This window comes from Tepidanaerobacter sp. GT38 (genome assembly GCF_021991635.1).
Taxonomy (GTDB): domain Bacteria; phylum Bacillota; class Thermosediminibacteria; order Thermosediminibacterales; family Tepidanaerobacteraceae; genus DTU063.
Genome location: NZ_JAFFJA010000050.1, coordinates 35,284 through 58,992 on the forward strand (window position 1 = coordinate 35,284; position 23,709 = coordinate 58,992).

Sequence of the window (23,709 nt, forward strand, 5' to 3'; positions counted from 1 at the left end):
AAAGGTGCTTTTTGTATCTAAATATCTTCTGCGAAACCTATCTTTCAATAAAATGAGACGAATCTATAACTTTTACGCCGTGGGCCTTTAAATAAGCAGCTGTAACTCCCATGCCATCGCGCAATGTACCGCTGAAAGTGCCATCGTACACACATTTTGTACTGCAGGAAGGGCTTCTGGATTTTAAAATAGCCGTATCCGCACCGATGAGCTTTGCAAGTTTCAGTGCTTCTTCAGCACCTCTAATAAAAGCTTCTGTTACATCTTCTCCCTTATCCGTAATCACTCTAGCTTTGCCTTCCAATACATCTCGACCGTCACCGCCCGTTATTTCAGATGGATTTCTGGGGGTAGTTAAACCTCCAGCCTGTTCAGGGCAAAATGGAACAGCTTTCCCCTTTTTTACCATATCTGCAAAAATCTCATTGTAATTATGGCCGCCATTATACTTGGTATTAAAGCCTGCTAAACACGCACTTATCAAGACCCTTTTCATAATTCCACCACCGTAACGCCAGTGCCTCCTTCGTCCACATTGCCCAATCTAAATGACTTTATATCTGATCTGTTTTTGAGCATCTCATTTATCCCACGGCGCAAAGCACCGGTGCCTTTACCATGAATTAAGGTTACTGTTTTCATGCCGGCCAGTTTGGCATCGTCCAGGTAATTGTCAATTTTAATTAAGGCTTCGTCAACGGTAAGACCCCTTAAGTCAAGTTCTCTAGATATTTCTCTAGCCTTTGTTAACGCTATAGATGCAAACCTGCTTTTTTCAATTTCTGATTCTCGCTCTTCATCAATAGGTAGAAGGCTTGCAACCGGAACGTTTATTTTCATAATGCCTACTTGTACTTGAGCGTCTTTAGAAACATCATCAATAGACAAAATATATCCTTCCTGGTTTAAACCTGAAATCTTAACTTTCTGACCAGCTTTGAGAGGCCGCTGTTGCTTGGCTTCTACCTTAACAACAAGGGAATCTCTAGAATCCTGCAACTGTTCATCGGTCATTCTAAGCCATGCTCTGGCTTCCTGCACCGCCTTATTCCTCATACTAACTTGATCTTCGTTCTCCATGTCTTTTAAAGTTTTAATAATCTCTTCAGCTTCTCTCTGCACTTTACTTAGTATCAGTCGAGCCTCTTCTTTAGCCTTCTTAATAATCCTTTCCTGCTCTAAACGCATTTTCTTCCGTTCTTCTTCTAGTTTATCAAGTTTTTTTAGATACTCCCTTTTTAAAGCCTGCAATTTTTCGCTTTCTTCCTCTGCCTTGCTTTTTTGTTCTTCAATATGTGTAAGCATGTCTTCTATCTTCAGATTTTCTTCGGCCATTAGGCTTTTGCCGAGCTCCACTATCTCTTTTTTTAATCCAAGCCGCATCGCAATCTCAAAAGCGTTGCTCTTTCCCGGAATGCCAATCGTTAACTTATAAGTGGGGCTTAAGGTTCTCACATCAAATTCCATACTGGCATTTTCCATGCCAACTTTTGAAAAAGCAAAGGTTTTAAGTTCACTGTAGTGGGTAGTTGCCAACACTTTGCTACCTTTTTCATAAAGATAGTTTAAAATAGCCATAGCAAGTGCAGCACCTTCTGTAGGATCCGTCCCAGCACCTAATTCGTCAAGAATTATTAAGCAATCATCGGAAGCTAAGTCAACAATTTCTTTTACATTCTTCATATGAGAGGAAAATGTGCTCAGACTCTGTTCTATGCTCTGCTCATCGCCAATATCTGCAAAGACCTCCTTGAAAACGGCAATCTCTGTACCCTCTTTGGCAGGTAGATGCAGCCCTGATTGGGCCATCAGCACAAAAAGGCCAACAGTTTTAAGTGCCACAGTTTTACCACCGGTGTTGGGACCTGTAATTATCAATATGTTAAATTTATCTCCTAAAAAAATATCCAGTGGCACCACATGACCTTTAAGGAGCGGGTGTCTTCCTTGAGATATATTTAGATAGCCCCTGCTATTAAAAATGGGCTCGACTCCGCTTATGTCAATACTGTAGCTGGCCTTTGCCATGATAAAGTCAAGCTGTGCCAAATTATGAAGTGTATCCCTTAATAAATCGTGATTTTCTTGTATTCTTCCAGAAAGGTCCCATAAAATCCGTTCAATTTCTTTGTTTTCTTCAAGCTCCAACTGCCTAAGTTCATTATTCATCTGTACTACTGCTATAGGTTCTATGTAAAGCGTAGCGCCGCTGGCTGATTGGTCATGGATTACTCCCGTAATGCTTCCTTTAAATTCCTGCTTCACCGGCACTACATATCGGTCTTGCCGAACAGTAACTATTGGTTCTTGCAATACTTTTTGATATTGAGGGGAAGAAATTATCTCATTAAGTTTATTCTTTATATTTTGAGCCAACATCTTTTTTTGTCGTCTGATTGCACTAAGCTTTGGACTTGCATTGTCTGATATCTCTTCTTCACTAATAATCGCCATTTCAATCTTCTCCTCTAATGATTGAAAGGAATGTAAGTTATTTATTATATTATTTATGATGGTAATATCATTTAGCTTTTTCTCGTTCCAAATGGCTTTTACTTGCCTGGCAGTCCGCATAGTGGACGCCATTTCCAGCAGTTGTCCAGGTGATAGCATAGCACCCATTTTAGCTAAACGGAGTCCGTTTCTTATATCCTTAAGACCGGAAAGAGGAAAATTAATACCGGCTTTTAACAAGGCCACACCTTCGCTGGTTTCACGCTGAAGTTTTTTTACAAAATCTATATCATCTAAAGGCCTCATTTGTAAGACTTTTTCTGCTGCAAGTGGTGAGATTACATACTCCTTCAATATGTTTTTTATTTTGTCATATTCTAATACGGATTGCACCTTTTTGTTCATTTCATCACCTTTAAGAATTCTAAAAGTTTTTCCAGTGAAAAAGTGTTTATAATGTTTTCTGCAGTAAGCCACCCGCGCCTAGCTACCCATATTCCGTACATTATGTCAGTTAGTGCTTCACTGCTGTGGGCGTCTGTGTTTATGGCAATTTTTATTCCCTTTTCCATCGCCCGCTTTACATATACATCGTTTAAGTCAAGTCTGTCAGGTGAAGAATTTATTTCAAGCACTGTACCTGTTTGAGCTGCAGCTTCTAAAACCGAATCCATATCCACATCGTAAGGTGCCCGGCCGTTTAATATCCTGCCGGTGGGATGTGCTATTATATTTACATATGGATTGTAGCAGGCTTTGACGATGCGCGAAGTTAATGTTTTTTGGTCCTGTTTAAATCCGCTGTGCACCGATGCTATTACTACGTCCAACTCCTTTAATATGTCATCACCCAGATCCAAACTTCCGTCAGTCAAAATGTCAACTTCTATACCCGTTAATATTCGTATGCCTTTACTTTTGGCATTTAAGTCTTTTATTATCTCAAGCTGCTCTCTCAAACGCCGTTCATCAAGGCCTCGTGCAATTCTAAGAGACTTTGAATGGTCTGTTATAGCTATATATTCATATCCAAGGGCTTTTGCCTTTTCAGCTATAGCTTCTATCGAACTTATTCCATCACTGAAGTTGCTGTGGACATGAAGATCCCCACGTATATCTTCCAACTTTACAACATCAGGTAGATTATCCAAAAGAGCTGCCTCAATCTCGCCTCGATCTTCTCTGAGCTCAGGAATTATATACGGCATGCCGAATTTTGAGTAAAGTTCTTCTTCACTTTTAGGACAAAAGACCTCTCCGCTTTCTTTTTCGAAAATCCCGTATTCGTTTAATGTGTATCCATTCTTTAAAGCTATACTCCTGAGCTTCGCATTGTGCTCTTTGCTACCGGTAAAATGTTGCATAGCAGAATAAAACTCATGGGGCTTTACTACTCTTAAATCCAACTGAATTCCCATATTGAGCATAACACTGATTTTAGTTGGCCCTTGAGCTATGACCTCCGAAATAATCGGAAGCTTTAGCAAATCTTTTGCTAAAGCATCAGGTTTTTTCGCAGCAACTACGATATCTATGTCTTTAACCGTGTCTTTTTTACGACGAAGGCTTCCTGCAATGCCAATGTTGGTTATTTCCTTTATACTGGAAAGAATATCTACAATCCTATTTGCAACTGGCAAGGCAATCGCCAGCAGCACCCTATCTCCCTGACCCTTTAGGGTTTGTATACCTTTTAAAATTGACTGTTCAGTCTTTACACCCATACCCGGTAATGCCCTGAGTTTATGGGCTCGTGCAGCTTTTTCTAATTCTTCAATTGATGAAATGCCTAGATTATCGTAAATAACTTTTATTTTCTTTGCACCAAGTCCCGGAATTTTGAGCATTTCTACTAGGCCCCGGGGAAAATCCTTTCTGAGCTCTTCATAGTACCGGCATGTACCGGTATTTATTATTTCACGGATTTTCTCCTCCAAAGCCTTTCCAATGCCCTCTATTTCCTGTAATTGAGACTTTCTTGCTAATTCTTCTATCTCAAAAGGGAGATTTTCTATTATGTGTGCAGCTTTGCGATATGCTCTTATTTTAAAAAAGTTCTCGCCCTTGATTTCTAAAATGTCGGCAATGTCATTGAATATAAATGCTACTTCAAAATTTCGCATAACCCATCAACCCTTCGTTTCGCTATCAAAAGCGGTTAAAAACTCATCATATTCCTGCTTTAATTTAAATAACTCATCAGTAATGTTTATTGCCGCCAGCACTGCCAATTGGGTTCTGTTTAACTTGGAACAATTTTGTTCCAAATCATGCATCTTTTTATCCACATATCGAGCCACTTGTCTAATATATTCCTCAGATACTGTTCCCTTTATATAATAATCTTCTCCATTAATTTTAACTTTAACCCGATTTATTGCCTTAGTTTCATTGGACATGCAGACCACCCCAATTTTTTCATATGCCATAACATTTTAAGAAGCGGCAAGTAGCCGCTTCTTATTTTTGCAAGCAGTTATTTAATTATTCTTCAAATATCTGTAAAATCCTTTATTTTCTCAAAGTAGCGTCAAATTTTTCATAGAGTCCTGTCTGTATCTTTTCTATAATGTCATTAACCTCTTTATCAGTAAGTGTTCTGTCTTCAGCTCTAAAAATCAGGGAAAAAGCCATGCTCTTGTATCCTTTGGCTATCTGACTTCCTTGATACACATCAAAGAGCTCTACTTTTTCTAACAGTTCTCCTCCAATTTCTTTTATTGTACTAATTATATCATCTGCTAAAATCCTTTCCTTTACAACTATAGCTAGATCCCTATCTGATGCTGGGAATTTTGGCAGTGGCTTGAACACAATTTTCCGCGAAGCTTTACTTAAAATTGTATCTAGATTTAACTCTGCCAGATAGGTCTTTTTACTTATTTCATAGTTTTCCAGCACATCCGGGTGTACTTCACCTGCATATCCAATCTCTTGACCATCAATTTCAATACATGCACAGCGACCTGTGTGGAAAGCAAAATGTCGTGACTGTATAAATTTGTAATCTCGTATTTGCAATTTGTTGAAAATAGTTTCTATTATTTGCTTTAAATCATAAAAATCAATTGTATCTCCGCACAAGCCAATGGAAATTCGCTTGTTCTCATAGGGAAGTTCCTCTAGAGGCAGTTTTTTAGGCAGATAAACTGCTCCAACTTCAAAAAGCTTTAAGTCATGGGCTTTGTGGCTTAAATTGAAACTGACCACATCAAGCATATTCGGTATAAGGGTGGTTCGCATTATGCTGTGGTCTTCACCCAATGGGTTTAAAAGGGTTATGACTTGCCGCAGGTCACTTTCTTTCGGAGCATTTATATTGTCAAACACCTTAGGGCTTACAAAAGAATAAGTATAAATTTCAGAATATCCGTTATGGACCAACAAATCCTTTATGTCATTTAAGTATTTTTGCTGTGAATTTAACCTGCCATGGGTTACATTGCCTTCGGGCAAAGTAATCGGCAATCTGTCATAACCATAGATTCTGGCTATTTCCTCTACGATGTCCGCTTCCTGGGTAATGTCCATTCTAAATGAGGGGACAATTGCTTCAAACCCATCGCTGGTCGTGTTCACCTTAATCTCCAAGCGATTAAGTATATCTACCATTTCATCAGCACTAATATCGGTTCCCAGAACCTTATTTATTCTCTCAGGATTAAAGGGAACTACTTTCGAAGAAGTTTTACGAGGAAATACATCCACATAACCCTTTAATACTTTTCCTGCCCCAAGCTGTTCAATTAATTCGCATGCCCTGTCGGCCGCTTTTAAGCACAAGTTAGGGTCGATACCCTTTTCAAATCTCATGGAAGACTCAGACCGAAGGCCCAGCTGTCTTGAAGTCTGTCTTATGCTAGAACCTAAGAAATTAGCTGATTCCAACAAAATTCGGGTGGTAGTAGGAGTTATTTCTGAGTTGGCTCCTCCCATCACTCCAGCAACAGCTAAAGGCTTATTGATGTCTGCGATAACCAGCATATTTTCATTTAGGTCTCTTGTGACACCATCAAGTGTATCTAATTTCTCCGGTGGCTTGCCTCGGCGCACAATAATTGTACCGCCTTCTACTTTGTCAAAGTCAAAGGCATGTAAAGGCTGCCCAAGCTCAAGCATGACATAGTTTGTAATATCGACTATGTTGTTGATAGGCCGCACTCCACATGTTTGTAATCGCCGCTGCATCCAGAGGGGAGAAGGTTTTATTACCACATCTTCTACTATTCGCGCTACATATCGATGGCACAAGTCCTCAGCTTCTATGTAGATCTTAGCTACGTCTTGAGCTGTTTTTTCTGATTCTTCTTTTAAGCAAATAGCAGGTACGTTAAAATCAAGTTTAAAAGTTGCGGCAACTTCCCTAGCCATCCCCGTAATGCTTAAACAATCTGAACGGTTTGGCGTTATCTCAAAGTCTATAACCGTATCTTCTAAATTTAAGTATTCTTTGATATCAGCGCCTACAGGAGCATTTTCTGGCAGAATGAAGATTCCCTCTTGAACTTCCTTAGGCAAACCGTGGTCGTCAAAACCCAATTCTTCCGCTGAACACAGCATTCCTGCCGATTCTACTTGCCTAAGTTTTGACTTTTTAATTTTTTTGCCTCCTGCAATAGTTGCACCGTGCAGGGCAACAGGCACCTTATCTCCTTCTTTGATATTGGTGGCTCCCGTTACTACCTGTAGTTCTTCGGTGCCTACATTTACTTGTACAACAAGCAATTTATCTGCATTAGGATGTTTTTCCACTTTTGTAATAAGACCTATGACGACGTTGCTAATTTCCTTGCCATAGTGCTCAATACCTTCCACATTAGATCCGGACATAGTTAGCCTTTTTGATAATTCATTAATGTCATTGGGTACATCAACAAAATCTTTTAACCATCTAATTGGCACCAGCATTCAAATATCCTCCTTCTAAAACTGCTTTAAAAATCTCACATCATTTTCGAAAAAGAGTCTTAAATCATTGATTCCATATTTTAGCATTGCAATCCTTTCAACACCCATTCCAAAAGCAAAACCATTAACTTTTTCCGGATCAAAGCCAACATTTCTTAAAACATTCGGATGAACCATACCACATCCAAGAATTTCAAGCCAACCTGTGTAGCCGCAGATGCGGCACCCTTTACCTGCACAAGCTATACATGATATATCCATTTCTGCACTGGGCTCCGTAAACGGGAAAAAATGGGGGCGAAACCGCGCCTTTCGATCGTGCCCAAACATTTCCTGCACAAACTTAACAAGGGTGCCTTTTAGATCTCCCATAGTAAATCCTTCACCTACAGCTAGTCCCTCTACCTGATGAAACATAGGTGAGTGGGTAGCATCTACAGCATCCGAACGATAAACTCTGCCGGGCGCAATGATTTTCAAAGGTGGCTTTTGCTTTTCCATGGTTCTCACTTGAACCGGTGAAGTCTGTGTTCTAAGCAGGATATTTTCGGTAATATAAAATGTGTCTTGAACATCCCTGGCCGGATGGTCGGGTGGTGTGTTTAAAGCCTCGAAATTATAGTAATCTAGTTCAATTTCCGGTCCTTCTACCACTTCATACCCCAAGCCTATAAATATATCCCTGATTTCATCCATAACCAAAGTCAGTGGATGTTTGCTACCTATTGATATTTTTGTAGGAATGGTTACATCTACAAACTCCTGCTGCATCTTTTGCTCTTTCAGTGCTTTCTTTAAAATCTGCATTTTCTCGCTAAATTTGCTTTCAAGGTCGTCCTTTATTTCGTTGGCCATTTTTCCGATAACAGGCCTCTCTTCTTGCGAAAGACTTGCCATGCCTCTGAGGATTTGTGTAAGTTCACCCTTTTTGCCCAAAATCTTTACTCTTAGGCTATTTAATTCGTCTATATTTTGTAGATTGTCTATGGCTTGTATAGCTTCTTCTTTTAAGCGCATTAAATCTTCTTTCAATTTTATATACCTCCCGCACATTTATCTATAGTAATGAAAAAGCTTCCGCCCTGCTAGGGACGAAAGCTTCCTTCCGTGGTACCACCCTTTTTCAGTTTGAAAAACAAACTCTCATTATTCAGTAACGGCGAAAACCGAGGAGACCTACTAAAATTCAGCCCCCCTGCTCCAGAGTGAACTTCGGTGGAATCAACCATAAGAAGGCTTTCAGTCAACGACCCTCTCTCCCTGAAAGGCTCCTCCACTTACTCTCTCCTTCATAGCTTTTATGTTGTTAATAATTCTTTATAAATAAGATAAGCAGTAATAGAACCTGTAACCTCAAAAATATTCCAAAAAAAGTCGGCGGTCAGCATCGGAACACGCCCTTTCCCGTAAGGTTTACCACTATTATAGCACAGCACAAAAGTATTTACAAGAGAAAGAACTCTAATGTTATTGACAGGTAAAAGTTTATAGCCATTTCTTCACAACTTTCATTCTGTACAATAATTTCAGTTGTTTTACTCTATAAACATCAATTCCGCTAGTTGCAGTTAAAACTGTACTTCAACTCTTATTAACTTACTTCTTTAAAATATACTTTTATAAAATTGATGGAATTACCTTTATTTTACAAAGAGCTCACTTAACATATATTACTAAGTTATTTTATTAATAATATATAATTTATTTCTCGAACACTTCTGATTCTACAAATGCACAAATAAAATGGTAAATGGCTAAATGATATTCTTGTATCAAATATGTATCTTCTGCTGGCACTTTTAAGCAGCAATCAGCAACGGAAGCCAATTTTCCGCCATCCTTTCCTGTAAGAGCAATACATTTTATACCTTTTACTTTCCCTGTCATTAAAGCATAAAAGACATTTTCTGAATTGCCAGATGTACTAATCCCAATTATAGCATCACTTTTGTTAGCATATCCAATAACTTGTTGCGCATAATTTAACACACAGTCGACATCATTTATAAAAGCAGTATTAAAAGCAGTATGAGCACTCAAGGATATGGCAGGAAGGCTCCCTTGTAACTTTTCAGCCACCTTACTTCCGGTTTCTCCGAAGCATTGTTTAAATTTCTCTTTGATAGAATTATCTAAAGGTCTTTGTAACTGATATCCCTTCATCAACTCTCCTACAATATGGTCAGAATCTGCACTGCTTCCTCCATTTCCGCAAATTAAAAGCTTGCCGCCATTTCTATAGGTATTTAATACGAGCTCGCACGCTTGTAAAATTTCTTGCTTCAAAAACTGTAAATCCCTATGGCTATCAAAAAAGGAATTCACTAATTTTAGTGTTCTTGCTTTCATTTAAAATCTCTCCCATTTCGAAAAGTATTCAGCTACCATTAGCGCAGCAATATCTCCCACAGCTTCAGAAAGCTGGCTTGGTACAACTTGACAAACTTTTCTCGACAATGGAAGAGCTTCATTACAAATCACTTCTTTGGCAAAAGGCCATATGTAATCATAACTTCGACTGAATATACTACCAATTATGATTTTTTCAGGATTAAGTAAGTCGATTAATATGGATAAGCCTCTACCCAGTTGTACGCCCACAATCTTTAATATCTCCCTTGCCAATTTATCTCCCTCTATTGCAGCACGTCCTACGTCTTCGGCAGTAATACTTTCCAAACTGGATGCTACCTCCGCCAACGCTGGTTTATTGCCGAGTTGTATTTCTTCCATAATCATCATCTTGGCAAGTTGAGCTATTCCTCCACCGCTGCAAAAACCTTCAAAGGAACCCATTTTCCCATAACCAACTGGGCCGTAATCTGCAAGTCTTATATGACCTAGCTCTCCTGCCATGTCATTTGTACCTGTATATAATCGATCATTTAAAATAATACCCGCACCTAAGCCTGTACCAAAAGTCAAAAAAATGATGTTTGAGCAACCTTTGCCCGCACCCAACTTCCATTCTGCTAAGGCACCTGCATTTGCATCGTTGCAAAGCCATGCTTTAAGACCAGTTCTTTCCTCAATATAATCTACGATAGGAATATCATTCCACCCGGGAAGATTAGGTGGAGATAAAATCACCCCTGCTTTACTATCCAGCGGTCCTCCGCAACTGATGCCAATTCCTTTAATCTCTTCATTTGATTTTAGATGCTCTTTGCATAATAGTATATCTTTAACAATTAGTTCTAACATTTGTTGTGGAGAGTATATTTTAGTCAGGTGAGGTTGACACTTATGAAGGATAATAGCACGGTCTTCTAAAATTTCTCCCAAGCAAACGCTACATTTTGTTCCACCAATATCGACTCCGATGGCACGCATACTATTCCCCCTCAAAGTGAGTTGAAATCCAAGCTTGCCATTTATCTATGTTTTCTTTAGTTAATAAGGTTTCAATTTTACTTATTGGGTTTTTATAATCTACATTACAAATATGTGACCTCAAAACAAACTCTTTTAAGGCATAATATACGCCTGAAGACAGTTGTTTAACTTTTTCTTCTGTATCTTCATCTGCAAAATGCACGTTATCAATCTGCTTTATTTTTGATAACCTATATATATCATTTTTCTCTACTTGATAGAGCGGTAAATCTTTAAAATCGACCCTAAGCCAACTCCATATTGTATATTCAATAAAATTTAGGTCATTGATCACATTCTCAAGATCCTCATTATTAGATTTGTTTTCGCTCAAGTACCAAAGGGGTAATATTTCATCGTTTAAAAAATACCTATTATAAAAATCAAAGTTTCGTTCATCTTTAAGACAATGAAATACAATGTTTTTTACAGACAACATTTCATCATTATTGTAGTTATTTATTATATATTTCAGTATTGTGTTAGAACCGTTTGTATTAGCACATAAATCTTCCAAGGCTTTTATTACAAGAGGTGCTTGAGTATAATGCAAAAACTCAGCTTTGGCAGGAAATGCAATAATATTTTCTTCATTCATTGGAGTAAGTGTTAACAAGGGATGATATTTTAATCTCATATATATATATTCTCTATAGAGCTTAGTAAATAAGTCCTCAATTTGTAAACTTAGGCTAGTTTTTAAGTCGTAAGGCAAACTCTCCATAGATTTATTTTCATAATAGGTTGCTAAACCTTCATAAAACCATAACTGAGGAGGTTTAAAAAATTTTTTTGATTTTACCTTTGTCTCAAAAAAACCATGAAACATGCGGTGACTCATAAGTTGCCAATCTCTTAAATCCGTATATTCAAAGGTTGAACCGACTGTTTTTGCTCCTGCTCCACCTATTATATATTGCTGATCTTCTTGGTTGCGGCGCAATAAAATTATCGAATAATCGTCAGGCACAAACTCAAATAAAGAAGCGTAATAATCAAATAAATAATTTAACCCTACTTCCGCCTCTTTAGGAATTGAATCGCACTTTACATCTCGATAGATGCGAAACACTGCTGGGCCTTTTTTGTACTCTTTTTTTTCTAAATCGCCATACGCAAAACACGAATTGTACAATGCATATAATTGAAACCAAGTTGGTTTATTTATTCTTTCGTAAGGTATCACTTTTTCCCAGCTTTCTTTTACATTACATTTAATTGCGATGCTGCCAATCTCACATTGGTTTGCATCAAAATCTTCATTATAAAAGTCAATCGGGAAAAGTAGTACTTGACCTCCATCAAATACGACTAAATCATCGTAAATTTTGCCACGATAACCGTGTTTCCCTAAAACCCCTATTTTTACATAATATAAAATTTCTATTTTTGATTTGTCTTTAGTCGGAATGCTAAGAATTCCTTGTTCTTCTTTAAAAATAATTTTGTTTCCTTTGTCATCTACACAATGGATAACAGCAATGTTTTTATCACCGGTGTAAAAATCAATTTTATTTTGATTGTTCTTAGAAGAAATTCCTACCTTTAACTTAACTTTTAGTAAATTATCTTCAGAAAAAATGGGCGTTATCTCGAAAGACATATTGTAAAGTGTTTGATCAGGAAAATGAGTATATGTAAAATAAGTTATAACGCTGGCGATTAATATTAAGAAAACAACTGTTGCATTAATTTTAGTTGGCACCTTCACTTGATCCATATAAACCAACCTTACTTACGTAATCTGTCCATTTTTCAATGTTTTCGCTATTGTTCAGTACATATCTTATTTCGGCATTTGAAAGATCTTTTTGACCGCAAATTTTTGCTCTCAGGGCATTCTGCATTAGTAGAAGATAAATAGTCTCTGAATAGTTTCTGACCATTTCCTGTATTTCTTGTGTCGCAAAACTTATCTTGCTATTTTTTATTTCTTCTAATAGACTTTTCGGTTCCAAAAGTATTACAGGATCATACGGAAATTCTCCTAATTCAGTTTGAAATAATAACGTCAAATACCTTTCATACATGTCTAAGTTTAATATAGTTTCTTCTATTTTCGGTTCTTTGATTTTATCCCATAAAAACGGTACTATGTCTTCTCCGGACAGATATGCTCGTATTTTAGCTTCTTCTTCTCCTAAAATTTCAGTCATAATTACTGCAAAATTTATGGTATCCAGGTTAGAATATTTCATCAAAACATTTAATAAATTGTCACTCGATCCGCTTATTTTTTGTGCCATATTTTCTATTGCTTCTATTACAAAAGGCACTTTATAGTTATAATAGAAATCACTCTGTGCCGCTAGCATGTATTCCTCATTGGCAGGAGAGACTTTCAAAAGTGGTTCTTTTAGGGCAAAATATAAATAAATATCGTACTTACTTTCAGGATTTAGATTTGTTTCAATGCCATACTTACTGCGAACAGTAGCAGGAATTTGACTTGCAGATTTATCTACATAATAGCTTGCTAAACCTTTATATAACCACAGATTTGGTGGGAAGTGAAGGTTCATCGCCTTAATTTTACTGTCAAAAAAGGCATGATATAAAGTATTTGAAAAAGTAAACCACTCATCTCCACTTTGTATATCAAATGAAATACCTAAAGATTTGCCACCTACACCACCTAGAATTAGTAAATCATTTGTCAAATTTCTCCTCAAAAGAACAATCGAGTAATCTCTAAGTCCACTTCCAAATTTTTCTGTATAATAATTGTACAAGTTCTGTATTGTTTTAACGTTTTCTGACGTTAATTTTTCCTTATATGAAGAATCGATTAAGAAGTTAAAACTTCCATCAACTGTGTTTATTGTAAGGGGTTCAAATTTCCCAAAGGCATAACAAGACTTAGCTAAATTATAAAATACATACCAGTCTGGACGGTTAATTGTTACTTTCTTGTCTTTATTTACATTGTTTTGGTAAGGCATTACCGCATTCCAGTTTTCATCGACATCTACTTGTATTGTAATCTTATCGATATATTCATTTATAGAGTATAAATCTTCACGGTTTTCAAAAAAAGGGAGTAATAATACATTTTCTCCTGAAAATACGACCAAGTCTTCATATAAATCTCCTACAACTCTATTGCCGCTCATCTCACCAAGTTTTGTCCTATAATTATATTCTACGAACTCTGTATTATTTGGAATGGGGCCAATAGTTATAATCCCCTCTGAATCTTTAAATGGTATATCATTTCCAGATTGATCAACACATTTTGGCGATATTACATTTATTAGCCCCTTAGCCAAAGATAGTTTTTCTTGATTAAACTCCTTTTTGTAAAGTCGAATACTAACGGCAATTGTTTTTGCCTTAATGTTTTCAGGCTTTATTGTATACTCAATACTCATTTTAGAATATGACATATGGGTTAAATTTGTTATTACCTACGCCTTTAACAATGCCTAATTTTTTGGCTATCCCTATTTTTTTGGCTATCCCTATCGGTCCATAATAGTACATGTGTTGTTCTACATCATCAAAGTTAGAATCGATTTCTCCCATGTTTTCTAGATTAAACGCTCTTACTAGCAAAGTAATAAATTCTGCTCTTGTGATATTTTTACCGGGTTCAAAAGTTGTTTCCGAAGTTCCTTTTATGATACCTAAGGTAGCTAATGTTTCTATTGCTTCTTTTGCCCATGGGTAGTCTTCAATATCTTCAAATGCTTTCTTTATAGGTGGTTCTTCTGGCTCTTCTGGTTCTTTAGGCTCCTTTGGTTCTTTAGGTCTTGATGATCCTCCTCCACTACCAGTGCTTTCTTTAAGAACTTTTACTTCGCAAGTTACTTCCTTACCTTGATACTTTATAGTTATGACAGCATTACCAGCACTTATTGCTTTGATTTTACCTTTTCCGATGACCGTTACAACTTTGGTATTTGAGCTCTCATAACTTGCTTCTTCTGTCACGTCCTTTTCTGTTCCATCACTGTATTTGGCTTTAACTATTAGTCGATAGGTCTCGCCCTCTTTTAGGAAAACTTCATCAACATCTAGTTCTATAGCTTCAAGCTCTGGAATTGTTTCTTTTATCACATCGAAGTATTCTATTGCAGTTATATTGCCCTTCCCAACTATTACTGTATATCTACCAACTGGCGCATCTCCTGGTAATGTGATGACATCTTCAAAGTCGCCATTTTCTGTCCCTTTAATTACGTTAACATACATTATTGTGCCGTTTGGTCTTAAAATTTTTATTGTTACTTCATCTAGATTGGTTGTACCTTTTATGACCACCTTATCTCCTGGCATCTTGTCCGAAATTTGTTCAACGTTTACTGTCTCTTCAGCTAGTGCATTTAGTGGCACTAGCGTTGTTATAAATATTATTAAAGTTAGTATACCTACAACCTTTTTTATCACATCCTCACTCCTTTCTATAGACTAGACATTCGATTGCTATCAAAGTTCATATAACACAGCTACAGACAAATTCTTATAAAATAATTTTATATTTTTACAATTCATACCATATATGTAATTTTTTGTAAAATAATGTGCATAATTACTTTAATTTTTATATTTGCAAAAAGCACATTTTGCAATATATTAATTAATACCATTTGCAATATGTTATAAATTACCTATTTTTGAATACATATAACGTTGTATATTTTTTATTGACCGAAAGTTAGTGAGATCAGAAGTGACATTGTATCATAAATTTAAATATCTAAGACATTTACTAGGAGTAGGGTGGTTTATACGAATGTAAAACCACCCTTAAATTAAGCTACTTTACACCTATTTATACATCTTCTTTCTTTAACACTGATACACCTGTATCTATGTAATCTGGGCCAGTATCTTCACCCTTTAAAGCTTTTACTGCTGTTTTAATTCCTTCATAACCCATTATATCTGGGTTCTGAGCCATTGTTGCATATAAGTATCCTTCTTTTATCAGATTAAGAATAGCATCTGATTTGTCAAACCCAACACCGATAACTTTTCCACCTGACTCCTTTATTGCATTTCCTGTACCTACTGTACATCCTTCATTTGCACCAAAAATGCCAACACAACCCTGTGTTATGTAGTTTGCAGCAATATCTTTTGATCTAGCAGCATCACCATCGCTATACTGGGTTTCTAGTATTTCAAAATTGGTATTTGCAAAAGCTTTGCGGAATCCTTCTTCACGGGCTACTGTAGACGCTGTGGCAGCATTTACATTAACTATGCCGATTTTCCCTTCTGTAATGCCATTAGCTTTAAGAGCCCCAATCAACTCCTCACCGGCTTTTTGACCTGCAGCAACGTTATCAGTTGCTATAGTTTGAACGGCAGGGAAAGCTGCTGGAGAGTCAACATAGACGATCGTAACTCCTGCAGCTTTAGCCTCTTCAAGAGCAGAAGTTACTGCATCAGGCCCATTTGCTGCTAAAAGTATTGCATCTGCGCCAGCTGCTACAGCATTATTTATGCACTCGATTTGTTTAGCATCATCTTTTACATCAGGAGCAAGCCAATGGTAATCGATATTACCTAACTCATCAACAGCCTTTTTACAACCTAAGTCAACATTTACCCAATGTTGGTCCATTTGATCCATAGTTATAAGGTATATCTTATATTTTTCAGATTCTGCCCCTTGAGACGTTTCTTGCTGCGGCGTTGTTTCCTGCTGTGCTGGTTGATTGCCGCCACAACCCGTTAATAGGCTGGCAACCATGATCATACATAAAAGCCCTACTATTAATTTTCTTAACACTTCAATTCCCCCCTGATTATTTTAGTTTTAGTTTAAAATTAAAGCATTTATGCTTTAATTTCAGCTTTATTAACTGTAGTAATGTTTTTCTTCTTTCTAATTGGTCTGCCTTTTCTTATAATAACATCTAGCAATACAGAAACTACAACAATAACTCCAATTGCTATGTTTCGAATAGCAACCGGCGCTCCTGCAAATTGTAGACCATTTTGAAGCACTCCCCATATAGAAGCACCGATTACTGTTCCTAATAATATTCCTTGACCTCCAAGGGTACTTACACCACCAATAACTGAAGCTGCAACTGCATACATTTCGTAACCGTTTCCTGCATCCATAGTGCCCATACCACTAATCGCACAAGTAATAAGTCCAACAGTACAAGAACAAAATGAGCTTACTACATACGCTGTTGTTGTTATGTGAGCAATATTGACACCAGAAAGTCGCGCCGCCTCTATGTTGCTGCCAATTGCATAAATATAACGGCCAGTACGTGTTTTGTTCAAAATAAAGTTGAATATTATCCATAATACAGCCGCAATCCATATTGTATTAAAAACCCCAAAATTCTTTCCATAGTAAAAGAAGTCCCTGAAACCTTTTGCGGCTGCCCCTATCGAATCAGTATTATAGTTATTGTTTACAATCTGTGCTATACCCCTTGCAATAGTCATAGTTCCAAGGGTTGCAATAAATGGAGGCAACTTACAGTTTGCAACGAGCTGACCATTTATAATTCCAATGGCTAAGCAACATATATATGTAATTAACACAGCAACCCAAGGATTTACGCCTTTCGTCATCATTGTGGCAGAAACCATGCAGCTCATGCCAACTACAGAACCAATGGAGAGGTCAATGTTGCCAGTAATTAATACGTAGGATTGACCTATGCCAATTATTAGAATCGGTGCAATCTGGCGTAACAAATTCGCAATATTTCTGTTTGAGAAAAAAACTGGATTTAATATTCCAAACACAATGCACAAAACTACAAGACCAAAAGCTACTGTAATTACCTGTCCCATTCCTCTTATAGCCATTATTTTTCTTAATATGTTTTTATCATCTCTCTTTTTCATCTTTAACTCCCCTAGATTGTGATATGTTTATTACATGCAAAATTATGCTAATTTACTTTTCAAATTTCGTTGCATATTCCATGATCATGTTTTGTGTGGCATGTTCAATATCCAACTCACCGGTAATTCTACCATTACACATTACAAGTATTCTATCGCTCATGCCTAAAATCTCCGGCATTTCCGAAGAAACGAATATCACACCTATTCCTTGCTTTTTTAAATCGTTCATTAGATTATAAATCTCGACTTTCGCTGCAACGTCAATTCCTCTTGTAGGCTCATCAAATATTACTACCCGCGAATTCCTAGCTAGCCATTTACTTACTACTACCTTTTGTTGATTACCTCCTGAAAGGCTATCAGTTACCACGTCAATATCTGGCAACTTAATTTTTAAATCTTTTACCATCTTATTTGCAATTGCTTTTTCTTCGTTTTCGTCTACAATCCCACATGATTTAGAAAGAAAATCTAAATTTGGCAGAGCAATATTTTCTCTTACACTTAACTTTGTGCACAAACCGTCTCTTTTTCTATCTTCCGGCACCAAAACTATGCCAGCATTAATTGCATCTATTGGCTTATTTATAGTTACAGATTTACCATCTAGGATAATTTCGCCGGATTCTTTCGGTTCCGCACCAAAAATTGCACGTGTTGTCTCTGTCCGACCAGCTCCCATAAGACCGGCTATCCCTAAAATTTCACCTTCATATAGCTCAAAATTAATATTTCTTACTAGCCTGCCCGCATTTAAATTTTTAACTTCGAATATTTTTCCCCCTCTTTTTACGTTAACTCTAGGAAATTTCTGTTTTATTTCGCGACCCACCATGTTGGATATGATTTCCTGCAAAGTAGTTTCTGCGTAATTCATTGTTGTTATATATCTACCATCTCGCATAATAGTGACGCGATCCACGATATGTTGTAATTCTTCCAAACGATGAGAAATATAGATTATTCCACAACCTTCTCCTTTTAATTTTCTTATAATCTTAAATAAATCATCAATCTCTTTTTCAGATAATGCAGAAGTAGGTTCATCCATTATCAGTATTCGCGAATTTGTAGAAAGAGCCTTGGCAATCTCTACTAACTGCTGTTTTGAAACAGGCAAATTGCCAACAATTTCATCCGGTGAAATATCAATATTAAGCTTATCAAGAATACATTTGGCCTCTTTACTCATCTCCTTACTTGATAAAATTCCCATCTTAGTTATTTCTCGACCCAAAAATATGTTTTCGGCTACCGAAAGATGCGGACAAAGATTTAATTCCTGGTGAATTATAGCTACACCCAATTGTTGTGCTTTTTTCGGCGTCAATTCTGTAACCGTATCCCCAAAAATTTTAATCTCACCGCTGTCCGCAGTATAAACACCACTTAGCACCTTCATTAATGTGGATTTACCTGCGCCATTTTCCCCTAGCAGTGCATGAACTTCTCCCGATTTTAGATTGAAAGATACATCATCTAATGCTTTAACTCCCGGAAAAGTTTTATTAATGTGTTCCATTTCAACAATGTATTCTTGCATAAATACCACCTAGTTATAGGTTTTTGTTTGATATGATTTGTGCTATTGTTTATATAGTTTTTATTGCGTAATTATTTATAATTAACATACCAATATATAACTTCTGATAAAAGGGGGGAATTTTTGGATTTATGGGGGTTTTTTTAGAAATGTTCAGATGAGTATTTCAGAGGTGTTTATCATAGATTGGCTCGTAAATAGGAAAACTTCTCACTAGAATATTGTTTTTGCAGCCTTCCTTGTTCTATGACCATTAAACGGTTTGCTACAACAAGGCAATCAGATATACTAACTGCTAAAATAATCACTGTTATATGCTTTTTTCTCAATTGATCAATTAGCTGTACCAAATGATGCCTATGATACATATCTGCATCAGAAAAGGGTTGTATTAAAATAACAATGTCAGGCTTATAAAGATGAACCCTATAGTACACTAAATTATATAAAGATTTGGGCGTTAAATTTTTTATATCGCTTGCATAAATATCTTCACCGATTAATTTCTCATATTCTTGAATTACACTTTTTTGGATATTTTTCATTGGACACCAGAAAGATAGTTTCTTGTTTGCTAGAAAACATAAATTATCGATATAACTCATTTCTTTAAATAACATACTTTGAATTGGATTTTCTTGAATGAAACATATATTGTTTTTTAAATGTTTTAGGGTTTTAGTGTAATTTACTCCTTTAAAAAAAATTTGACCAGATAATGGTTTTATTTCTCCATTAATTAATTCTATAAAATCAGTTAAAACAGTATTGTTCATATCTAAAAAAACTACACATTCACCTTTTTGTATAGTGAAACTCAAATTCTTTATATTATCTGTTGAAATATTTTGGAATTTTAATATACCATTTTCACTTTCTCTAGAAACTAACGGAAAGTCAATATGGCTAAAATCAAGGCTAAAAGAAGCAATCACCTCATCTCGAAATTCACTTTTATTTAATACCTTAATTACTTTCCCATTTTTCATTATTGAAATTCTATCACATATTTTAAAAGCTTCTTCATGATGATTACAGATATATAAAAAGGATATTCCTTGTTTTGTATAATATCTAATGATTTTATGAATTTTTTTTAAATCTGCCGTGCTTATAAAATTGCTAATATCTCGAATAACGATTAATTTAACCTTTGCTACAATAGCCTTTAAAATTTCCACAACGCACTTTTCAAAAGGTGACAAATTGAAAACTAATTCATTGCCGTCTATCGAAATATTTAAGTCTTTTGTAAGTAATTTCAATTTAGCATTTAGAAAATTAGAATTAATTAAGTATCCTTTAAAACCTTTACTGATTACAAAAATATTGTCCACCACAGTTAAGTTTTCTACTAAACGACTTTGTCTTTCAATTACAGCAACCGGATTGTAACTCATAGAACTGTGTTCATAATTGTTAACCATGTTTTCTTCTAAATAAACATGACCATAATGTATGGGAACGTTTTGACAGAAAAGTTTGATAAGTGCTTCTTTGCCATGGTCGTTTAAGCATAATAGTCCCATAATTTCTCCTTTAAAAATGTGCATGCTAAAATTATCTAAAACGGTTACACCATCAATAATCTGAGTTACTCTCTCTAACCTAAAAATTTCTTGTTTCATCTATAGCACCTTCTGTTCTAAATATTCTGGGCAGAGTAATTTCTACATCTGTTCCTACATTTTCAGTGCTAAAAATATTAATACCGTATTGTTCTCCAAACAAAAGTTTTATCCTATTATTGACATTTATCATAGCAATTCCTGCTTTTTTTTCATCATCTGACTTCACATATTCAAAAGACTGTACATTGAGCTTTTCATTAAGTTCCATTAGGCGCTCTTCTTTCATTCCTATCCCATCATCAGAAACAGTAATTATTAATCTCTTGGGAGTGGTTTCAACCTTTATACGTACATGTCCTTTCCCCATCTTCTTTTCTATACCGTGAAAGATGGCATTTTCAACAATAGGTTGGAGTGTCAGTTTAGGCAACTGGTATTTTAGTACTTCATCTTTATTTTCGCTGTCAATTTCAATACTTAAACTAAGGCGTTCGCCAAAACGATATTGTTGAATATAATAATAATCTTCAATATTAGATAATTCATCCTCTAAAGTAACCAGATTATTATAATTAGAAATCGCGTACCGAAAAAATTTACCTAAAGCTTCAGCCATTTCAGCAATACTGTCTAAACCTGCTAGAATAGCCTCTCCTCGAATTCCTTCCAAACTATTATATAAAAAGTGAGGATTGATTTGGTTTTGTAGAGCAAGGTACTGTGCTTGCTTTTTTGTAGCTTTCATAACTTCTTGCGTATTATAAATTGCTTTAACTTTATTGATAACATCTTCCATTTCGGGGCTAAAAGGATATTGCAATTCAAACATTCCTTGTACCGTATAGCCTTTTACAAAAAGCTGCATTATTTTAGAAGTTTCTTTATACGGTATAAATAACCACCTATAAAACAAATATAAAGTGCCCAAGTATGCAAAATAGGGTACTATCAATAATAAAAAATAAATACTTTGTGAATTACAATAAATTACAGTTAAAAAAATAAGAAGATAGGCTGATAAGACAATCAAAGCTACAATTATATAAAAAGCCCTGTAAAATAAATACTTATTTTTATTCATAGCTCGATTTTCCATTCTAAGCATAAAGTTTTCTATATTCATGAGGTTTCAGTCCCGTAAGCCGCTTAAAAGTTTTTGTAAAATGCTTTAGGTCGTTATATCCAACGGTTTGGCAAATATCAATGGTGCTCAAATTTGTTTCTTTTAATAATTCTTTAGCCTTGTTTATTCTAATTTCCGAAAGATATTCCGTAAAATTTTTTCCGCTTTCTTTTTTAAATAAGGCACTAAAATACGACTCATTAAACCCAACAAATTCACTAACTTCTTTTAAAGTTATACGATGCATATAGTTTTGATGAATATATTCTTTTGCCATCAATATCGGTTTAATATCAGCTTGAATTTTTTCTTTTATAATAACATCTATAATTTTACTTATAGATTCAGACAAACAAATAAACAATTCCCATACAGAACTACATAGATCAGCTCGTAAATAAAAAGTCGAATTAGAATCTTCAATTTTATCTACGTCAAATTGAAAATTTCTAATCGATCTTAAAAACAAACTAAATATATCGATAACTAAATTAAAAACTTCCTGGCCAAAAACATTTGTTTTTCTTAAAACTTGATGCCTAAGAAAATCTATTTCTCTAACGACACCATCTTTGTCTAAAATTTCTAGTGAGGTTTCCAATTTTTTAATAGTGTCACCAAAAAGGACCTTTAAATCAGAATATACTTTCGGCTGAAAACCTTCAAGTATTTTCCCAGTTCCTTCTACCAAACGTTGTTTTATTGCCCATTCAGCTGTTTTAAGAGAATGTTTTATCTGGCATATGTCATTTACTGCCTCTCCACGACCTATCGTCACTTCTTTAGTACAAAATAAGTTTTTTTGTACAAGTATCTCATCTAGACTGCATTTTAGTTTTTTTCGTATGTTTTTTTTATTCTGCTCTCCATAGTTTAACATACAATATACTCTGCTATTTTTTAAGTAAATTTCCATGTCAAAACAGTCTGATATTAACTTTTCCCTTAAGATGTGTGAAATTTTTTGTTTTAGAATCTGTATGTTCCCATAAGATTCATTATGTTCGTAATCTAGTTTAACTACTAGCACTTCAAAAATGCCAGGGCAGAAATGAAAATAGTAGTTCTTATTTACTTCATCAATATTAAAATTAATTTGATTAACTACATCTTCTAACAAATCATTTAAAAAGCTAGAACGTAATTTTTCTGCATTGTTTTGTAGACTAAGTCGCAGCTGTTCTTGTACAGTATTGTGTTCTGTTTTTTGTTTATGTTTTTTACGGATATTGTTTAGAGTAGTAATAAGTTCTTTTTTGTTAATGGGCTTTAACAAGTAATCGCTAACTCCATATTTTATAGCGCTTTGAGCATATTCAAAATTACCATAACCACTTATTATGATAAAATCTATATTTTTGTTTATTTGCTTGCCTTGCTTAATCACTTCCAACCCATCATAACCAGGCATACGAATATCTGTAATCACTATATCAGGCTTTAATTTTCTTATTAACTCTAATGTTTCTAAACCATTATTTGCAATCCCAACTACTTCCATATCCATAGACTTCCAATCAATTAAACCAAAAATCAGTTGACACACTTTCACCTCATCATCTGCAATAATGACTTTAATCATAATATTTACCCCTCAATCAAAAAATTTATCCCTTCAACCCCCAAAACAGCATAGTAACTGGCAGTGCCAGAAATGCAAGAAAATTGAAGCAATCGTTCCTAATCTATATAATAAAAATGAATAGTTTGATTTGTCAAGTTCTTTAGATTTCGCAAAACTATCGTTAATGTTTGAATGGATTCAAAAAAAACAAAAAACTCCCGCAGCTTAATAAATCCAAGTTAAACTACGAGAGCTTCTAAAAAATTATTGTTCGTTTACAGAAGTACAAAACTTTTTTGTAAGGCTAACTGTCATTAAATAATGTGGAGAATGTTGTAAATAA

Annotated in this window: 18 protein-coding genes and 1 other annotated feature; all 18 genes read right to left on the bottom strand. The window is 35.4% G+C overall.

The annotated features are described in order from the left end of the window. Nucleotides 1-37 precede the first annotated feature (37 nt). The 18 genes from JT739_RS07770 to JT739_RS07850 all read right to left on the bottom strand — a co-directional run bounded on the left by JT739_RS07770 (nucleotide 38) and on the right by JT739_RS07850 (nucleotide 23,384). Nucleotides 38-496 (bottom strand): DUF523 domain-containing protein, encoded by a 459-nt coding sequence (locus JT739_RS07770; RefSeq protein WP_237660539.1) that lies wholly within the window; start codon nucleotides 494-496, stop codon nucleotides 38-40. Beyond that, on the bottom strand, nucleotides 493-2,859 hold the full coding sequence (locus JT739_RS07775; protein ID WP_237660540.1) for an endonuclease MutS2: 2,367 nt from the start codon (nucleotides 2,857-2,859) through the stop codon (nucleotides 493-495). The genes JT739_RS07770 and JT739_RS07775 overlap by 4 nt, the downstream gene beginning before the upstream one ends. Further along, on the bottom strand, nucleotides 2,856-4,577 hold the full coding sequence (polX, locus tag JT739_RS07780) for a DNA polymerase/3'-5' exonuclease PolX (protein ID WP_237660541.1): 1,722 nt from the start codon (nucleotides 4,575-4,577) through the stop codon (nucleotides 2,856-2,858). Before polX ends, JT739_RS07775 begins: the two co-directional genes overlap by 4 nt. A gap of 6 nt (nucleotides 4,578-4,583) precedes the next feature. Next, nucleotides 4,584-4,853, bottom strand: coding sequence for a cell division protein ZapA (locus JT739_RS07785; protein ID WP_237660542.1), 270 nt, complete (start codon nucleotides 4,851-4,853; stop codon nucleotides 4,584-4,586). Nucleotides 4,854-4,965: 112 nt separating this feature from the next. Beyond that, nucleotides 4,966-7,362, bottom strand: coding sequence for a phenylalanine--tRNA ligase subunit beta (gene pheT, locus JT739_RS07790; protein WP_237660543.1), 2,397 nt, complete (start codon nucleotides 7,360-7,362; stop codon nucleotides 4,966-4,968). A gap of 15 nt (nucleotides 7,363-7,377) precedes the next feature. Continuing rightward, entirely contained in the window at nucleotides 7,378-8,394 is a 1,017-nt protein-coding gene (pheS, locus tag JT739_RS07795; protein WP_237660544.1) for a phenylalanine--tRNA ligase subunit alpha, read from the bottom strand. A 52-nt stretch (nucleotides 8,395-8,446) separates the two neighbouring features. Beyond that, nucleotides 8,447-8,664: a binding site (T-box leader), on the bottom strand. Then, nucleotides 8,661-8,750 (bottom strand): YqzL family protein, encoded by a 90-nt coding sequence (locus JT739_RS12935; RefSeq protein WP_370642608.1) that lies wholly within the window; start codon nucleotides 8,748-8,750, stop codon nucleotides 8,661-8,663. (Overlaps the previous feature by 4 nt.) Nucleotides 8,751-9,063: 313 nt before the next feature. After that, a complete protein-coding gene (locus JT739_RS07800) occupies nucleotides 9,064-9,711 on the bottom strand; it encodes an SIS domain-containing protein (protein ID WP_237660545.1) in 648 nt (215 codons plus the stop codon). Continuing rightward, complete coding sequence (locus tag JT739_RS07805; RefSeq protein WP_237660546.1) at nucleotides 9,712-10,695, bottom strand: ROK family protein; 984 nt, start codon at nucleotides 10,693-10,695, stop codon at nucleotides 9,712-9,714. It abuts the gene before it with no gap. A 1-nt stretch (nucleotide 10,696) separates the two neighbouring features. Further along, complete coding sequence (locus JT739_RS07810; RefSeq protein WP_237660547.1) at nucleotides 10,697-12,457, bottom strand: hypothetical protein; 1,761 nt, start codon at nucleotides 12,455-12,457, stop codon at nucleotides 10,697-10,699. After that, complete coding sequence (locus JT739_RS07815) at nucleotides 12,432-14,108, bottom strand: hypothetical protein (protein ID WP_237660548.1); 1,677 nt, start codon at nucleotides 14,106-14,108, stop codon at nucleotides 12,432-12,434. Before JT739_RS07815 ends, JT739_RS07810 begins: the two co-directional genes overlap by 26 nt. 1 nt (nucleotide 14,109) lies before the next feature. Then, on the bottom strand, nucleotides 14,110-15,126 hold the full coding sequence (locus tag JT739_RS07820) for an S-layer homology domain-containing protein (protein ID WP_237660549.1): 1,017 nt from the start codon (nucleotides 15,124-15,126) through the stop codon (nucleotides 14,110-14,112). Between the two features lie 385 nt (nucleotides 15,127-15,511). Further along, entirely contained in the window at nucleotides 15,512-16,477 is a 966-nt protein-coding gene (locus tag JT739_RS07825) for an ABC transporter substrate-binding protein (RefSeq protein ID WP_237660550.1), read from the bottom strand. Between the two features lie 47 nt (nucleotides 16,478-16,524). Continuing rightward, on the bottom strand, nucleotides 16,525-17,562 hold the full coding sequence (locus tag JT739_RS07830; protein ID WP_237660551.1) for an ABC transporter permease: 1,038 nt from the start codon (nucleotides 17,560-17,562) through the stop codon (nucleotides 16,525-16,527). Nucleotides 17,563-17,614: 52 nt separating this feature from the next. Beyond that, nucleotides 17,615-19,108 carry a sugar ABC transporter ATP-binding protein gene (locus JT739_RS07835; RefSeq protein WP_237660552.1) on the bottom strand — a complete coding sequence of 498 codons (1,494 nt, stop codon included), beginning with the start codon at nucleotides 19,106-19,108 and terminating at the stop codon, nucleotides 17,615-17,617. Between the two features lie 179 nt (nucleotides 19,109-19,287). Then, a complete protein-coding gene (locus tag JT739_RS07840) occupies nucleotides 19,288-20,736 on the bottom strand; it encodes an ATP-binding cassette domain-containing protein (protein WP_237660553.1) in 1,449 nt (482 codons plus the stop codon). Then, nucleotides 20,717-21,802 (bottom strand): sensor histidine kinase, encoded by a 1,086-nt coding sequence (locus JT739_RS07845; protein ID WP_237660554.1) that lies wholly within the window; start codon nucleotides 21,800-21,802, stop codon nucleotides 20,717-20,719. Before JT739_RS07845 ends, JT739_RS07840 begins: the two co-directional genes overlap by 20 nt. Next, a complete protein-coding gene (locus JT739_RS07850) occupies nucleotides 21,777-23,384 on the bottom strand; it encodes a response regulator (RefSeq protein WP_237660555.1) in 1,608 nt (535 codons plus the stop codon). The genes JT739_RS07845 and JT739_RS07850 overlap by 26 nt, the downstream gene beginning before the upstream one ends. Between the last annotated feature and the right edge of the window lie 325 nt (nucleotides 23,385-23,709).

Bases quoted from the DNA above. Each gene is read 5' to 3' on its own strand.
- JT739_RS07845 (WP_237660554.1), bottom strand. From the start codon at position 21,802: ATGAATATAGAAAACTTTATGCTTAGAATGGAAAATCGAGCTATGAAT.
- JT739_RS07805 (WP_237660546.1), bottom strand. From the start codon at position 10,695: ATGCGTGCCATCGGAGTCGATATTGGTGGAACAAAATGTAGCGTTTGC.
- JT739_RS07810 (WP_237660547.1), bottom strand. From the start codon at position 12,457: ATGGATCAAGTGAAGGTGCCAACTAAAATTAATGCAACAGTTGTTTTC.
- JT739_RS07815 (WP_237660548.1), bottom strand. From the start codon at position 14,108: ATGAGTATTGAGTATACAATAAAGCCTGAAAACATTAAGGCAAAAACA.
- pheT (WP_237660543.1), bottom strand. From the start codon at position 7,362: ATGCTGGTGCCAATTAGATGGTTAAAAGATTTTGTTGATGTACCCAAT.
- polX (WP_237660541.1), bottom strand. From the start codon at position 4,577: ATGCGAAATTTTGAAGTAGCATTTATATTCAATGACATTGCCGACATT.
- JT739_RS12935 (WP_370642608.1), bottom strand. From the start codon at position 8,750: ATGCTGACCGCCGACTTTTTTTGGAATATTTTTGAGGTTACAGGTTCT.
- JT739_RS07850 (WP_237660555.1), bottom strand. From the start codon at position 23,384: ATGATTAAAGTCATTATTGCAGATGATGAGGTGAAAGTGTGTCAACTG.
- JT739_RS07775 (WP_237660540.1), bottom strand. From the start codon at position 2,859: ATGAACAAAAAGGTGCAATCCGTATTAGAATATGACAAAATAAAAAAC.
- JT739_RS07830 (WP_237660551.1), bottom strand. From the start codon at position 17,562: ATGAAAAAGAGAGATGATAAAAACATATTAAGAAAAATAATGGCTATA.
- JT739_RS07835 (WP_237660552.1), bottom strand. From the start codon at position 19,108: ATGCAAGAATACATTGTTGAAATGGAACACATTAATAAAACTTTTCCG.
- JT739_RS07800 (WP_237660545.1), bottom strand. From the start codon at position 9,711: ATGAAAGCAAGAACACTAAAATTAGTGAATTCCTTTTTTGATAGCCAT.
- JT739_RS07770 (WP_237660539.1), bottom strand. From the start codon at position 496: ATGAAAAGGGTCTTGATAAGTGCGTGTTTAGCAGGCTTTAATACCAAG.
- JT739_RS07840 (WP_237660553.1), bottom strand. From the start codon at position 20,736: ATGAAACAAGAAATTTTTAGGTTAGAGAGAGTAACTCAGATTATTGAT.
- JT739_RS07785 (WP_237660542.1), bottom strand. From the start codon at position 4,853: ATGTCCAATGAAACTAAGGCAATAAATCGGGTTAAAGTTAAAATTAAT.